At 36.7% G+C, this 14950-nt stretch carries 10 protein-coding genes; 8 read left to right on the top strand and 2 right to left on the bottom strand.

Annotation, left to right across the window (positions count from 1 at the left end; translation table 11 throughout):
• Positions 1-2: 2 nt before the first annotated feature.
• A complete protein-coding gene (locus tag ACNFU2_RS14835; RefSeq protein WP_172282038.1) occupies positions 3-1238 on the bottom strand; it encodes an OmpP1/FadL family transporter in 1236 nt (411 codons plus the stop codon).
• 276 nt (positions 1239-1514) lie between these two features.
• Here ACNFU2_RS14835 and ACNFU2_RS14830 point away from each other — a divergent pair, with 276 nt between their 5' ends.
• The 6 genes from ACNFU2_RS14830 to ACNFU2_RS14805 all read left to right on the top strand — a co-directional run bounded on the left by ACNFU2_RS14830 (position 1515) and on the right by ACNFU2_RS14805 (position 9719).
• Positions 1515-2879 (top strand): PSP1 domain-containing protein, encoded by a 1365-nt coding sequence (locus ACNFU2_RS14830; protein WP_273650366.1) that lies wholly within the window; start codon positions 1515-1517, stop codon positions 2877-2879.
• Complete coding sequence (locus ACNFU2_RS14825; protein WP_273650365.1) at positions 2872-3333, top strand: gliding motility lipoprotein GldH; 462 nt, start codon at positions 2872-2874, stop codon at positions 3331-3333. Before ACNFU2_RS14830 ends, ACNFU2_RS14825 begins: the two co-directional genes overlap by 8 nt.
• A 6-nt stretch (positions 3334-3339) precedes the next feature.
• A complete protein-coding gene (locus ACNFU2_RS14820; RefSeq protein ID WP_273650364.1) occupies positions 3340-5721 on the top strand; it encodes a transglycosylase domain-containing protein in 2382 nt (793 codons plus the stop codon).
• Between the two features lie 73 nt (positions 5722-5794).
• Positions 5795-7336 carry a protein adenylyltransferase SelO gene (locus tag ACNFU2_RS14815; protein WP_306613331.1) on the top strand — a complete coding sequence of 514 codons (1542 nt, stop codon included), beginning with the start codon at positions 5795-5797 and terminating at the stop codon, positions 7334-7336.
• A gap of 76 nt (positions 7337-7412) precedes the next feature.
• Positions 7413-8366 carry a T9SS-dependent choice-of-anchor J family protein gene (locus tag ACNFU2_RS14810; protein WP_273650362.1) on the top strand — a complete coding sequence of 318 codons (954 nt, stop codon included), beginning with the start codon at positions 7413-7415 and terminating at the stop codon, positions 8364-8366.
• A 78-nt stretch (positions 8367-8444) separates the two neighbouring features.
• Positions 8445-9719, top strand: a complete 1275-nt coding sequence (locus ACNFU2_RS14805) for a DUF6080 domain-containing protein (protein WP_273650361.1) — start codon at positions 8445-8447, stop codon at positions 9717-9719.
• 54 nt (positions 9720-9773) lie between these two features.
• On the opposite strand, the gene ACNFU2_RS14800 is transcribed toward ACNFU2_RS14805, so the two are convergent.
• The gene (locus tag ACNFU2_RS14800; protein WP_172282024.1) at positions 9774-10310 is read right to left on the bottom strand and encodes an SPOR domain-containing protein; all 537 of its coding nucleotides are present in this window, start codon (positions 10308-10310) and stop codon (positions 9774-9776) included.
• Between the two features lie 185 nt (positions 10311-10495).
• On the opposite strand from ACNFU2_RS14800, the gene ACNFU2_RS14795 reads away from it, so the two are divergent.
• Positions 10496-11860 (top strand): c-type cytochrome, encoded by a 1365-nt coding sequence (locus ACNFU2_RS14795; protein ID WP_172282022.1) that lies wholly within the window; start codon positions 10496-10498, stop codon positions 11858-11860.
• Positions 11861-11882: 22 nt separating this feature from the next.
• Positions 11883-14930 (top strand): TAT-variant-translocated molybdopterin oxidoreductase, encoded by a 3048-nt coding sequence (locus ACNFU2_RS14790; RefSeq protein ID WP_306613329.1) that lies wholly within the window; start codon positions 11883-11885, stop codon positions 14928-14930.
• Positions 14931-14950: the final 20 nt, after the last annotated feature.

Raw genomic sequence — 14950 nt, 5'->3', positions numbered from 1 at the left:
AATTAAAAAGGATTATAAGATAAACCTAGACCAAAATAAAACGCCCTGGCTTTTGCCTGTCCGTAGAATCCAAGATTCGCATTATTAACGTCTCTTGCCTGAGGCATTGCATATCCTCCAGCAATATCAACTCCAAATTGTTTCAACTTAAAGCCTACCCCTCCTGTTACTACATAAGTATTAAATGAAGGTGTTTCAGCTATAAAATTGTTGTCAGAATAAGGAGATTCATCATAATAAGCTCCCAAACGTCCAAAAATCATATCGCTAAATGCATATTGCGTTCCTAACCTGAAGGTTTTTGAGTTTCTGAAGTTTTTTGGAGCAACAAGCACCGTAGGATCTGCTTGGTTTCCAATAGGAGCATTGGCAAAATCCAATGTCAGTTTACTGTATCTTTCCCATCCATGATAGTTAAAATCAGCAGAAACCAACCATTTTGGTGTAATCTTATAGGTTAAACCTATTGTATATTCTTCCACTAAAGGAAGCGTTGCAGAGAAACCATCTTGTCCGTTCGCTCCTAATCCTAATAATGAGTAGATAGACTGTGATGGAAATTTAAATGTTGCTGTTCCATTCTTCGCTTTCATATCAACCGGAGAACGGTATGCAATACTAACATCCAGTTTTTCTTCAGGTCTGAAATAGAAACCAAACCCGTATCCATGTCCACTTGCTTTCTCATCATTAATATTTACCTCACCTCCAAATTGAGTAATTGCTTTATCCCAGTCTACTTTTCCTCTTGCATATATATAACTCGCTCCAAAAGCTAACCACGGGGCCAGTTTTACTGAAACCATTGGCTGGAAGTAGAAACTTTTTAATTCTAATTTCTGAACCATTTCTCTTCCTTCCCAATCATTTGGCCATTGGATCGTACTACCAAAAGGTGTTGAAAAGCTGAAACCTACTGATAAATTTTCCAGCGGTTTATAAGCAATAGCCGCATAAATAGGTGTTCCAAGAGGATTATCAGTTTCTGTACTTTGTAAAGTATTTAAATTCTGAAAAGTAACTTTATTACTTGCTCCAAATCCTCCGGCAACTATACTCAGTTTAGAAGGAATGAATGACATACCCGCAGGGTTAAAGAATGCCACACTTGCATCTTCAGCATGAGCACTAGTATGTGCCATTGCCAATTGCTTTACCCCTTGCAAAGAAACCCTGAAGCCTCCAGCGTAAGATAAAACACCCGCCAATAAAGCAGTTGATACTAATATTTTTTTCATAGACTATTATTATATAACCCAAATATAAAATTATTTTGCATAGGTCTGTTAATATTTCTTAATATTTTAAACATTATACGAAAAGAAAATTATGTTTAAAATAACACTTTAGGAAAAATTCACCATAAAAGCATATATACTAGTACATTGGTAAAATTCGGTGATAAAAAAGTGTTTTTTGTTTAATATCAAACAATGATGTTGACGAATATTTGAATTTTTTAGAATTACATAAAGATAAAAATATATAAATTTGCAAGATTAAATAATAGTTATATGAGTTGTGGATGTAAAACATCCGGCGATTCTGCGCATTCTTGCGGACCCAAGAAATCCGCGAATGGTTGTGAAAATGTAAATACCTGTGGTAATAGTTATAAATTAAGTGTTTTCGACTGGCTATCTAACATCAATAATCCCGCATCTAACAGGTGTGATTTTGTAGAAGTTAGATTTAAAAATGACAGAAAATCGTTTTATAAAAATGTAAATAATGTTCCATTACATATAGGTAGTGTAGTCACCGTAGAATCTAGTCCCGGACACGATGTTGGTGTGGTAAGTCTCACCGGCGAATTAGTGAAAATTCAGATGAAAAAGAAAAAATTTTCTGAAGAAAACTCACTAAAAATATACAGATTAGCCAATCAAAAAGATATTGAAGTTTGGCAGGAAGCTAGAAAAAAAGAAGACAGCGTAAAGATCCAGGCAAGAAAGATTGCCCATAATCTGGGGCTTGAAATGAAAGTTACTGATGTAGAGTATCAGGGAGATGCCTCTAAGGTAACATTCTATTATACTGCAGATAATCGTATCGATTTCAGACAGTTAATAAAAGAATACGCCTCTACATTCCGAACAAAAATCGACATGAAACAGATCGGTTTCAGACAGGAAGCCGCAAAAATCGGAGGAATCGGGTCTTGTGGAAGAGAACTTTGCTGTTCGACATGGCTTACCGACTTCAGATCTGTAAATACCAACGTTGCGAGATATCAGCAATTAAGTATCAACCCGCAAAAACTTGCCGGGCAATGTGGTAAACTAAAGTGTTGTCTAAATTATGAATTAGACAGTTATCTTGATGCATTAAGTAATTTCCCTTCTTCGTCAACAACATTGGATACAGAAAAAGGAAGAGCTTTCTGTATTAAAATTGACGTTTTCAAGAAGAAAATGTGGTTTGCCTATGTGGATAGCTCTGTAGCATGGTATGATTTTGATATTGACCTTGTAAAACAGTTCATTTCTAAAAATAAAAGAGGAGAAAAAATACTCCCTCTTGAAGAACTTAAACAACCGGATATCCCGTTGCATAGCATTGATCTGATTCAGGAGAATAATGTGGATCGATTCGAAAAGAAAAATAAAGGATTCAACAAAAACAGAAACCAGAATCACAATAACCAGAACAGGCAAAACAACAATCAGGGACAAAGGAAAAATAAACCGGAGAGATCTGAAAAACCAGACCATACCAATTCTAATCATAACCCCAAACAGCCAAGGCCTCAGCAGCCAAAAGCTCAATTGGAGAAAGTAGAAGCGAGTAATTCCGGTCAGGAGAAAAAGCCTCAACAAAATCCAAACAAGAAAAAATTTAAAAAAAAATTTCCTCCAAAAAAAGATAACAATGCATAAAGTTTTAGGATTTTTATCCCTTATTCTTTTCTTGAGCTGTAATTCTCCGGGAGAACATGTCACGATGAATTCCATTGATAGTAAATGGAATAAGAAAAGTGAGCAGAAATTTAATCTTGAGATTTCGGATCCACAGAATCCTAAAAATATTATATTTGTTGTAAGAAACAATAACGATTATCCTTATAGCAATATAAGGTTTATCGTTAATTTCACCAATCTTCAAAACAAGAAAAAGGAGACGGATACGTTGAATTATATTCTTACAAAACCAAATGGAGAATGGCTTGGAACAGGTTTTGGAGACACGAAGGAAACGCTTTTCCAGTATAAATTAAATTACAGGTTTCCACAAAAAGGAAAATATGAAATTGGATTAATACAAGCGATGAGAAATGATTTCCTTCCGGGGATTGAAGATATTGGAGTAAAAATAGAAACGGCTAAACCGTAATCATAAATGGAAGAAAACAAAAAAAACACAGGAAGTAAGGGAAAGACGTTTCCGCTTCCTCCCAAAAAAAATAATAAAAATACCTCCTGGAAAAAGTGGGTTAGATTTATTTGGCTTGGACTCATTGTAGTTGTTTTGGGAATTTCAGGAACTTTCTTTGCTGTTTCACAAGGTTTTCTTGGTGAAATGCCGGATGTTGAAGAACTGGAAAACCCTGACATTTATGTTGCTTCTCAGATTTTTTCTGCAGATGGTGTTCTTTTAGGCAAATTTGAAAAAGAAAAAACCCAACCTATTACCTATAAGGATCTTCCTCCTTTTCTTGTGTATGCACTACAAGCTAAAGAGGATGAGCGTTTTAAAGAACACTCCGGAATTGATCTACAATCAATTGCCAGAGCAGTTGTTTATGGAGGTGGCAGAGGAGGTGGCTCCACCATTACCCAGCAGCTTGCAAAGCTACTCTTCACAGGGGGAGCTTCACAAAACAAGTTAGCAAGGGCTTTCCAAAAGCTAAAAGAATGGGTTGTGGCAGTAAGCCTTGAAAGAAGATATACCAAAGAAGAAATTGTAACGCTTTATTTCAACAAGTTTGACTTTTTATACAATGCAAACGGAATTGAAATGGCTTCAAAAATCTATTTTAACAAAAGCACCAATCAGCTTACATTACCTGAAGCAGCAATGTTTGTTGCCATGCTGGAAAATCCGGTAAAAAACAATCCTATGCGTAATGAGACAAGAGCGAAGGCAAGAAGAGATGTTGTTTTGGAGCAGATGCAGAAAACAGGTTATATTGATGAGGATACTTACAACAAAGCGGTAGCAACGCCTATTACTTTAGACTATCATCCGATCAAAAACATCAATGATGACTACTCTGCTTACTATAAGTTTTATCTGAAAAAAGAGATCGATAGTTATCTTAAAGATCACGAAAAAGAAACCGGTAAAAAATTAAACCTTTATAAAGACGGACTTAAAATATATGTTACGCTTGACTCTAAAATGCAAAAATATGCGGAAGAGGCAATTAAAGAACATTTGACAGACCTTCAAAAAAGATTTGATGCAGAACAAAGAGGCAGAAAAAACAGACCTTTTTATTACTTAACGGATAAGCAAATCAACAGTGTAATGGTTCAGGCTATGAAAAGAACGGGACGTTACAAATTGCTTAAGGCAGCCGGAGTATCTGAAGATTCAATCCTTATGGAATTCCATAAACCGATAAAAACATCACGTTTTACATGGAATGGAGAAGAAGAAGTTGAAATGTCTCCTTGGGACTCTATCAGATATCATAAGCAGATCGCTCAGGCAGGTTTGATGTCTATGGTTCCTGGAACCGGTGAGATTAAAGCATGGGTTGGAGGAATCGACTGGCAGCATTTCCAGTACGACCATATCAAACAAGGTAAAAGACAGGTTGGATCCACATTCAAACCTTTCGTATATGCAACTGCTATCATGAAGCTTGGAATGACACCTTGTTCAGCTGTTTCAAACGGAACCTACGACCATAATGGATGGCATGTTCCCGGCAGAGGCGGAATGCTGACGTTAAAAGATGCTTTAGCGCACTCTCAAAACCCAGTTGCAGCACGTCTCATAGAAATGACCGGAGTAGATGCTGTAATACAGACTGCAAGAGATCTAGGAGTAACTGAGGAAATTCCAAGAAACAATACAATTGCATTAGGTTCATCTGACATCACGATTTATGAAATGCTTGGTGCTTACAGTACTTTCGCCAACTATGGTAACTATAATAAACCTGAAATGATCTGGAGGATAGAAGATGCCAACAGCAGGGTTATCAAAGAAGTAAATGTAGATCCAAAAGAGGTAATGAATCCTCGTTATGCCTACACCATGATTGAATTGATGAAAGGAGTAGCCCAATTTGGTACCGCTTCCGGAGAACTTTCAAGAAGGGGCATCTCAAAAGCGGTGGAAATTGCTGCCAAAACCGGTACTACACAGAACAACTCCGATGGTTGGTTTATGGGAATAACTCCTAAGCTAGCAACAGGTGCCTGGGTAGGATGGGAAGACAGAGCAACTCACTTCTTTGGAACAGGTGAAGGACAAGGAGCAAGAATGGCATTGCCGATCTGGGCGATATTTATGAAAAAAGTCTGGGCAGATAAAAGTTTAGGCATTACTCCAGATGATAAGTTTGTGAAACCATCAGATTGGAAAGACGGATGTTCGGATCTCAAAGGATTGAGTGGAGGTTATGGTGATGAGGGAGGACTTCAGACAATCGATCAAATTAAAAATCCTAGGCCTGTAGATCCTACACCAAAAAGCAATACAACGAAGAAAGAAGAGAACGTCAATGAAAACCTCAATAAGAGCGAAGAAATTGATTTTAATAAATAAATTCTCTTTTACAAATACACGAGACCTTTCAATCTGTTTGAAAGGTCTTTTTTTATTGTTGTATCTTTGATTCATGAATATTAAAGAGATCAAACAGCCTTTTATAAAGAAGTTTCCCGGAGACTTTTCAGGAAATCCAATGCAGAGAGCAACGCCTAAAGTTTTGTTCTCAACGGTTAGTCCTGCCGGGTTTGACAATCCGGAATTAATTATTTTCAATGAAAAACTTTCTGAAGAAATCGGCCTAGGAAAGTTTGAAGAGAACGACCTGGATTTTCTTGTTGGAAATAATTTACCTCCTAATATTCAACCTTACGCGACAGCATATGCCGGGCATCAATTTGGAAACTGGGCCGGACAACTTGGAGACGGGAGAGCTATACTCGCTGGGGAAATAATCAATGACTCCGGGAAAAAAAATGAAATTCAATGGAAGGGTCCTGGAGCCACTCCATATTCAAGACATGCAGATGGAAGAGCTGTATTAAGGTCTTCAGTCAGGGAATACCTGATGAGTGAGGCTATGTATCACCTTGGTGTTCCGACTACAAGGGCATTAAGCCTATGTTTTACAGGAGAAGATGTCATAAGAGATATGATGTACAACGGGAATCCTCAAAAAGAAAAAGGAGCGATAATTATCAGGACTGCGGAAAGCTTTCTACGGTTTGGACATTACGAGCTCATTTCTGCTCAGGCAGAATACAAAACCTTACAGGATCTCGGTGACTTTACTATTCTCAATTATTTTCCTGAAATCACTTCATCGGATTCTGAAAAATATAAAGATTTCTTTAAAAGCATCTGCACAAGAACGGCTGATCTGATGACAGAATGGTTCAGAGTGGGTTTTGTACATGGAGTTATGAATACAGATAATATGTCTGTGCTTGGGCTTACCATTGACTATGGTCCATACTCTATGATGGATGAGTATGATCTGAATTTCACTCCCAATACCACCGATTTGCCAGGAAGAAGATATGCATTCGGAAAGCAGGGGCAAATCTCACAATGGAATTTATGGCAGTTGGCAAATGCGCTTCATCCATTAATTAAGGATGAAAAATTTTTAGAAAATACCCTCAATAATTATGGTAATTATTTCTGGGAAGCTCACGACAAAATGCTTTGCCGAAAATTCGGATTCGATCAGCTATTAGATGGTGACGAAGAGTTTTTCAGCAACTGGCAGGGATTGATGCAGGAATTAGAATTTGATCACACCTTGTTTTTTAATCAGTTGGAAAAACTCAAAGAGGGAGATGACCTGAAAGAGTTGTTTGAAAATGTATCTTATACCTTCCTAAATGATGATCTTTTGAATAAGCTTAAACACTTTATTCAAAAATACAAAGAAAGAATTTCAAAAAATAAAATTACAAAGGAAGCCTCTCTCAACCTGATGCAAAAAGCTAATCCAAAATTCATCCTTAGAAATTATCTTTTGTACCAATGCATTGAAGAAATTAATGAAGGGAAGAAAGATTTATTAAAAAAATTAATACATGCCCTCGAAAATCCTTATCAGGAAATTTATCCTGAATTTTCCGTAAAAAGGCCTGTTGATTATGATGATATTTCCGGATGTTCCACGCTGTCTTGCAGTTCGTAAGTTCATAATAATAAATAAGATACGTGATATCTATTAAAAAATTGCTTAATTTTGAGTATAACTATAAAATTACATTATGAAAAAGACTTTACTATCTTTAATATTATTAACAAGCGTGATGGGGACTGCTCAAACCGTCTTGTTAGATGAAGGCTTCGAATCTTACACGAATTTTGCCATTACAAATATCGGAAGTTGGCTGACTTTAGATTTAGACGGTAGAAATACTTACACAGGAGGTGGGCCTGTAGTAGGAGGCAGTACCGTACCAACCTGGACTGCTAATTGGACAAATGCCGGTGGTGCTATGGCATTTCAGATTTTTAACCTTTCAGCAAGTAATGCCACAAACAATCTGACTTCAGTACCAGGAGTGGATGAAGAAATAAGAAATTTCACTCCACATGGTGGACAAAAAACAGCTGTATCCTGGGCTGCAGTGCCGGCTGCTGGTGTAAATGCAAATAACGACTGGCTTATTTCTCCAGCTGTAACATTAGGAGCAGGTGGCAATCAGTTAAGCCTTTGGGTAAAAGCTCTATCTCCTGCCTTTACAGAAAACTATAAAATAGGAGTATATGTCGGTAACGGTACACCTACGTCAGCTGCGAACTTTACAATAATATCTGGCGCAACCCCATTAACAGCTCCTTATGCGGCATGGCAGCAAGTTACGCAAAGTTTGGATGCTTATAGTGGTCAAACAATCAGGATTGGTATCCAATATATGTCCTCAGATCAATATATGTTTATGTTAGATGACGTTAAAATTACTACAGGCACTCTTTCAACATCCGAAAATTCTGCCAAAGTTAGAACAGGCATCTATCCCAACCCTACAAAAGGAGAAGTTGAAATCAGAACAGACAAAAAAATAAAGTCAATATCTGTTTTTGATGTTTCAGGAAAATCAGTTTTAAAAACGGCTTCGGTAAAAGCAGATCTTTCTTCACTCCCTAAAGGAAATTATTTGATGCAGATCGAATTTAACGATGGGACATCATCCTCAGAAAAAGTCATCAAAGAATAAATGATTTTTACACATAGAAACAAAACTCACCGGAATTGGTGAGTTTTTTTATTTTACTTTTGCAAAAACTTTAAACAGGTGAATTTCAAAACGAAACTAATCCATTTTTTTAAACTCATATTTCCTTCTTCGCTCACTGAGCTATGGGTCTTTCTTTTCTTTCTTTCTCTGTATGGAATACTGGGATCTTACATTGCCATTAATTACACCATCATTTTTGATAACAGAATACCCTGGGATGCTTATTTCAGTTTTGACAATCGTTCAATTGTGATGACCGGTGGTAGTTTCGAAAGACATCCTTTATCCTACTACTTTTTTAACTGGATAAGAGAGTTTGCTTTTCTAATCTCGAACGGAAAAACGGATGTTACCTTTAGGTTAGTTCTGGCATGGTTTAGCATAACCACGGTAAGTCTAGCTATATTACAAGTATTTAAATATTTAAAAAACATCATCAGAATACCATTGATGATCAACCTTATTATTATTCTTTTTTTCGGGCTTTTCTCAACAAGCATCCTGCTTTCTTTCACTCCGGAAAACTTTACTTATACATTTTTTCTTCTTTGTCTTTATAACCATTATGCGGCCATTAAACTAAAAAAAGAAGAGAAAATATCTGGTCTGGCTCTTGTTTTCGCTGGAGTTTCCGTGGCAGGACTTACTATTACCAACATTTTTAAGGTTTTCATTCCTGTCTTATTCGAAAAAGACCTGTTTACAAAATGGAAGAAATTTGGAAATGCTGCACTAAGAGTTGTAATTACTTGTATTTGCTTTATACTGCTATACCTAAACCGGATAGACTTTAAATATAAAAATATCTTCAATAAGACGAACGAACAATATGAAAAGTTCTCTAATGTAAAGTCTACACCAACCTGGGACATGATTCTTTCGTATTTTTTTGGTGGCAATATTCTTTTTTCCAATTTTATCATTCGTGATAAACATAATATGAAAGGCTTTCATTTCAAAGGTCTTATTATGGATGTTTATTCTTCGTGGGTTGCTTACTTATTTATTGCCCTTTTATTGAGTCTTATATTTTGGAGTTATTTCAGAAATTTCAAAAATAAACTGGTACAAGTTGTAATGATCTCTTTTGTTGTAGATATTGTTATCCACTGCATTATGAGATTCGGATTACATACGTCTTACATCTATGGCGGTCACTTTGTTTTTGTCTATCCGATACTTCTAGGCTGGTTGTTCTACTCTTATCGGTCTTCTCCGAAAGCACTCTCATTCCTGACACTTACATTGGGAATATTATTGGTTTATCTGGGAGTTAATAACTACCTCAGGATGACAGAGTTTTTCTGGTTCTTAGATTCTTATTATCAATAAAAAAGCTGAGAAGAAAATCTTCTCAGCTTTTATTTTTTTATCATATAGCTTATATTATTTAGCCTCTGCACAAAATATTCTGTACTGTACTGCAACAGCAGATTTAAAGTATTCTCTGATCTTAGAAAGGTCTGAAGAAGCACTTTGTTTCGTGAAATAACTTCCTGCTAAAATCTTATAATTAGGTCTCAAAGACGCATCGGTTTCCACCTTTAGATTAGGAAATCTTTTTCTGAAATACGATTTGATCTCATTCGCTTCATCGTTACTTTTCACAGTTGTAATCTGAATTTTATACCCTAAAATTCTTGGGTTTTTTCTACAGATTTCCGCATTGGTCAATTCCCTATTCGGAACATATATTTTTGTAGGTCTGGTGTAAGTTTCGTCACTACTATCCCGGGGTGTTGTAGTGGTTACAACTCTTGAACATTTGTCTTCGAGACTCTCTAAAGCATCTTTTACCTTAGGATCCATTGACATTACTAGTTCGGTTCCGGACAATGTATCCTTCTTTACAACCTGCTGGGCTTCAATCTCATAAAATCCAAAAAAGGATAGTACCGACAATATTTTGATTAAATTTTTCATTTAAACTTGTTTGCGCAAATTTATACAAATTAAAAAATTATACCAAACTGAGTTATTTAGAATCAATACAAATTAAACGTAAATGATATTTTCCCCTTTCTATATGCCGTTAAATTCCTGTTAAAAATATTATTTTTGCGGGATTGATTGAATGTTCAATATTTTACTAACATAAGATAATTTAAATGATTAGTTGGAGAAAGCATTATAAACAAACGTTGATCGCAATAGGCTTATTGCTATCAACCAGTGCTTCATTTTACGGGCAAGACGGCGATCCTAAAAACGGTGAGAAACTTTTCAAAGCGAATTGTACTGCATGTCACGCTCTGGATAAACAAGTGATAGGACCTCCTTTGAAAGGAGTTGTAGAACGAGTAAAGACAGAGGGTGGTGTAGACAGAGATTGGCTTCACAAGTGGATCAAGGACAACAAAGCTCTGAGAGCTTCTGGAGACAAATACGCCAATGAGATTTTTGAAAAATATAATAAAACTGAGATGCTTCAGTTTCCTAATCTTACAGAGAAGGATATCGATGACATCTTAGCTTTTACAACTAATCCTCCGGCTCCGGAAGAGAAAAAACCGGAAGCGGGAGCAGCCACTGCAACAGATGCTACCGCAACTGCAGCAACCGACAAAACAACAACAAACGTTGTTATCATTTCACTTTTAGCAATTGCAGCCTTACTGGTATGGATCTTACTTAAACTAAGACAATTAGTTAAATTAGGACAGTCAGAAGACTTAGCAGGGCTTAATGAAACGAGAGTTCGTTCATTCAGTGAAATCTATAAAAAATACCACTATATAGGTAAAGGAGCTTTGGTTATTTTAGCGATCCTTGCAACCTATGGAATCTGGAACTGGTTAATGTGGATCGGTGTTTACAAAGGATACAAGCCTGAACAACCTATCTACTTCTCTCACAAAATTCACGCTGGAGAACAAAAAATTGACTGTCAGCTATGTCACTCAAGTGCTAAATATGGTAAAGTTTCTGAAATTCCTTCTATGAACGTTTGTATGAACTGTCACAGAACAATTTCCGAATACAATGCAGATCACTATATGGAGCCAGGAAAAGACAAAGCGTTCTATGACGGTGAAATCCAAAAGATTTATCAGCATACAGGTTGGGATCCTGCAAAACAACAGTATACAGGAAAAACTGAACCAGTAGAATGGACAAGAATCCACAACATGCCGGATTTCGTGTACTTCAATCACTCTCAGCACGTTGTAGCGGGTGAGCAGGCAATCATCAATTCTTTCAACAAAAAGAATCCGAATAACAAAATCGATGTTGTTTGTAAAGCTTGTCACGGAAAAATAGACACAATGAATGTTGTTCAGATGGCTAATGACTTCACTATGGGATGGTGTATCGAGTGTCACAGAACTACTGAGGTTGATATGAACAACGGTTATAATAAAGAATACTTCAAGAATCTACATGACAAGTTGAAAAAACAATACCCTAAAGATGGTGGTAAGATTACTGTAGATGCAATTGGAGGTCTTGAGTGTGGTAAATGTCATTATTAATAACTAAAAATTAGAAGTATAAATGGCTTCAAACAAAATACAATTTAGAAGTATTCATGAACTTAAAGACCCGGCTTTAAATAATAAGCTGGCTCAAAAAGAGTTTCAGGAAGAAATTCCGGTAGAAGATTTCCTTGGAGATGCTGAACAGAACGGATCAAGTACTTCAAGAAGAGATTTCTTAAAATTATTAGGATTTTCTACTGCAGCAGTAACACTTGCTGCTTGTGAAGCTCCGGTAATTAAAACGATTCCTTACGTGGTAAAACCTCATGATATCATTCCTGGGGTTCCTAACTACTACGCTTCAACATATTTTGATGGTTTCGATTTCGCTAGTGTTTTAGTAAAGACACGTGAAGGACGACCTATTAAAATTGATCCAAACCCGGCTGCAGGAGAATTAGGTAAAACGAATGCAAGAGCTCAGGCAAGTGTACTTTCTCTTTATGATAATGATAAAGTAAAACAACCTAAGCTTGACGGTAAAGACGAAACTTTCGATAAAGTAGATGATTTTGTTCTTAAAGGTTTGGCAGAAGCACAGTCAGCAGGCAAAAAGATTGTTCTTTTATCTCAGTCTTTTGCTTCACCAACTTTCAAAAAGTTGTTCGCTGAATTCAAAGCTAAATATCCTACAGCAGAACTTGTAACTTATGATGCTTTCCCTTACTCCGCAGCATTAGATGCAGCACAGGAAGTATTCGGACAAAGAGCATTACCGGTTTACGATCTTAAAGGTTCTGAATTAGTAGTTTCTTTCCAGGCTGATTTCTTAGGAGATTACAATGCCTCAAGTTTAGAAACTTCTTATGCAGAAGCAAGAAAACCGGGAGCAAACATGTTGAGACACATTCAGGTGGAATCCAACATGTCTCTTACAGGTGCAAATGCTGACTCAAGATACAGACTAAAGCCTAGTGCAGTAAATAAAACATTAGTTGAAGTTTACAATGCAATCGTAGGTGGGGGTGCTGCTTCTGATAAAATTGCTGCTGAGATCGTAAAAGAACTTCAGACAAAAGGAAGCAAAGCTGTCGTATTTGCGGACGGATCTAAAGGTGCACAGGTTTTAGCACACTTAATTAACCAAAAATTAGGTTCGGTTGCCTTCACCGGTAAAGCGAACTTCTTAAAAGAATTTGATAAAGCAAGATACCAGGAATTCTTAGGATGGGTAAATGCAGGACAGGTTGGAGTATTGATTACAAACAATGTAGATCCTATCTATTCTCATCCAAAAGGAGAAGATTTCAAAAAATCTTTAACAAAAGTTCCTTACGTAATTGCTGTTGCAGATAAGAAAAATGAAATGTATAAAGCAGCGAAAGCTGTTATTCCGGTAGCCAACTGGTTAGAGTCTTGGGGAGATATGGAGCCTCAGACAGGAGTTTATACATTAATGCAGCCTACTATCCAGAAAATTTACAAATCAAGACAGATTGAAGAATCATTATTGGTTTGGAAAAATGGTAAGAACAATGCTGCCAATAACTACTATGATTACTTAAAAGCTAGTGCTTCTTCTATATTAGGAGGTACCTCTTTCAACAAAGCTTTGTATAACGGTATCGTTCCTTCCAGTAATGCAACGACATTATCTTATGCAGGAGGAAATGCTGCTCAGGCACTTGCTGAATTAGGTAACTTTAAAGCTTCCGATCTTGAATTAGTACTTTATACTAAGACTTCTATCGGAGATGGTACTCAGGCTAACAACCCTTGGCTACAAGAATTACCGGATCCGTTAACAAGAATGTCTTGGGATAACTACTTAACTATTTCTCCTAAAGATGCAGACAGATTAGGTATAAAAAATGATCTGAATGCCAGAATGCAGTTGGATGGTTCTATTGTAAACCTTACGGTAAACGGAGTTGTAATAAAAGATGTTCCTGTATTCATTCAACCAGGTCAGGCAGACGGATCAGTAGGTTTAGCACTTGGATATGGTAAAAAGAATTCCGGAGCAACGGCTGATACAGGAGTAAATGCTTATCCTTTATTTGACGGTTCTAATTTAGTTGTTTCTAATGCTAAAATAGAAAAAACAGGTGAAGAGCATGAGTTTGCTGGTATCCAGCTTCAAAACACCCTAATGGGTCGTTATGAAATCGCTAAAGAAGTTCCTTTAACAGAATATCTGAATGTCGCTTTTGATGACGAGCACAAAGGATGGAACAAGCCTTTGGAATACCACACGATCAGTGGAGCTCTTCCAGCAAGAAAAATAGACCTTTGGGACGCTTTCGATGACACTGATGGACCTCACTTCAATTTATCTATTGACTTAAACTCTTGTACTGGTTGTGGAGCATGTATCATTGCTTGCCAGGCAGAAAACAACGTTCCTGTTGTAGGTAAAGAAGAGATCAGAATGTCCAGAGATATGTACTGGTTAAGAATCGATCGTTACTATTCTGCTAAAGAAAAGATCGAAACTAAAGAAGGTATTGAAAGAGGATTAAATGTTCCTAATCTATATGACATCCTAATCGAACCGAATGAAAGTCCGGATGTGATTTTCCAACCGGTAATGTGTCAGCACTGTAACCACGCTCCATGTGAAACAGTATGTCCGGTAGCGGCTACTTCTCATGGTAAGCAAGGTCAAAACCATATGGCTTACAACAGATGTATTGGTACAAGATATTGTGCAAACAACTGTCCATATAAAGTAAGACGTTTCAACTGGTTTACATATAACCTGAACGATCGTTTCGATTTCAACATGAATAACGATCTTGGAAGAATGGTACTAAACCCGGACGTTGTGGTAAGAACAAGAGGGGTTATGGAGAAATGTTCAATGTGTATCCAGCAGACTCAGGCTACAATCTTAACTGCGAAAAGAGAGAACAGAAAAGTAACAGACAACGAGTTCAAAAACTCTGCTGCTTGTGCTGCTGCTTGTTCTACCGGAGCAATGACGTTTGGAGACATGAACGATAAAGAATCTGAAGTAAGAGAATTATACTCAAGCAACAGAAGATATTATTTACTGGAAGAGATCGGAACCAAGCCAAATGTGTTCTATCACACTAAAGTAAGAAACAGAGTAGAAAAATAAAGTTTAAATAATAAATAGGT

The sequence above is a fragment of the Chryseobacterium sp. PTM-20240506 genome, from assembly GCF_048296755.1.
Taxonomy (GTDB): domain Bacteria; phylum Bacteroidota; class Bacteroidia; order Flavobacteriales; family Weeksellaceae; genus Chryseobacterium; species Chryseobacterium proteolyticum.
The sequence above is the reverse complement of the archived record's forward strand: the minus strand, read 5'-3'. Positions and strand labels throughout refer to the sequence as shown.

Coding starts and splice junctions, on each gene's coding strand:
- ACNFU2_RS14820 (WP_273650364.1), top strand. CDS start 3,340: ATGGAAGAAAACAAAAAAAACACAGGAAGTAAGGGAAAGACGTTTCCG.
- ACNFU2_RS14830 (WP_273650366.1), top strand. CDS start 1,515: ATGAGTTGTGGATGTAAAACATCCGGCGATTCTGCGCATTCTTGCGGA.
- ACNFU2_RS14815 (WP_306613331.1), top strand. CDS start 5,795: ATGAATATTAAAGAGATCAAACAGCCTTTTATAAAGAAGTTTCCCGGA.
- ACNFU2_RS14800 (WP_172282024.1), bottom strand. CDS start 10,310: ATGAAAAATTTAATCAAAATATTGTCGGTACTATCCTTTTTTGGATTT.
- ACNFU2_RS14835 (WP_172282038.1), bottom strand. CDS start 1,238: ATGAAAAAAATATTAGTATCAACTGCTTTATTGGCGGGTGTTTTATCT.
- ACNFU2_RS14790 (WP_306613329.1), top strand. CDS start 11,883: ATGGCTTCAAACAAAATACAATTTAGAAGTATTCATGAACTTAAAGAC.
- ACNFU2_RS14795 (WP_172282022.1), top strand. CDS start 10,496: ATGATTAGTTGGAGAAAGCATTATAAACAAACGTTGATCGCAATAGGC.
- ACNFU2_RS14810 (WP_273650362.1), top strand. CDS start 7,413: ATGAAAAAGACTTTACTATCTTTAATATTATTAACAAGCGTGATGGGG.
- ACNFU2_RS14825 (WP_273650365.1), top strand. CDS start 2,872: ATGCATAAAGTTTTAGGATTTTTATCCCTTATTCTTTTCTTGAGCTGT.